The 628-nt window shown below is 46.8% G+C and carries 2 tRNA genes and 1 rRNA gene; all 3 read left to right on the top strand.

From position 1 onward, the window contains the following. Nucleotides 1–55, top strand: a 16S ribosomal RNA gene (locus tag AC3WJW_RS29985); the annotation flags it as partial. Between the two features lie 122 nt (nucleotides 56–177). Then, a tRNA-Ile gene (locus AC3WJW_RS29990) sits at nucleotides 178–254 on the top strand. Nucleotides 255–263: 9 nt separating this feature from the next. After that, a tRNA-Ala gene (locus AC3WJW_RS29995) sits at nucleotides 264–339 on the top strand. The last annotated feature ends 289 nt before the right edge of the window (nucleotides 340–628 follow it).

Genomic DNA, 628 nt, shown 5'->3' on the forward strand with positions numbered 1-628 from the left:
GGTGAAGTCGTAACAAGGTAGCCGTAGGGGAACCTGCGGCTGGATCACCTCCTTAATCGACGACTCAGCTGCTCCATAAGTTCCCACACGAATTGCTTGATTCATTGAAGAAGACGATAGAAGCAGCTTTAAGCTCCAAGCTGATAGCTCAACGCTAACAGTTACGCGCTCGAAATTGGGTCTGTAGCTCAGTTGGTTAGAGCGCACCCCTGATAAGGGTGAGGTCGGCAGTTCGAATCTGCCCAGACCCACCAATTTTGTATGGGGCCATAGCTCAGCTGGGAGAGCGCCTGCCTTGCACGCAGGAGGTCAACGGTTCGATCCCGTTTGGCTCCACCATTAACTGCTTCGAAAGTTTGAGAGTTTAGAAATGAATATTCTGCCATGAATATTGATTTCTAGTCTTTTGATTAGATCGTTCTTTAAAAATTTGGGTATGTGATAGAAAGATAGACTGAACGTTACTTTCACTGGTAACGGATCAGGCTAAGGTAAAATTTGTGAGTTGCTCTTAGGAGCTCAATCGAATTTTCGGCGAATGTCGTCTTCACAGTATAACCAGATTGCTTGGGGTTATATGGTCAAGTGAAGAAGCGCATACGGTGGATGCCTTGGCAGTCAGAGGCGA

The organism is Pseudomonas sp. GW821-FHT07G06, assembly GCF_058986625.1.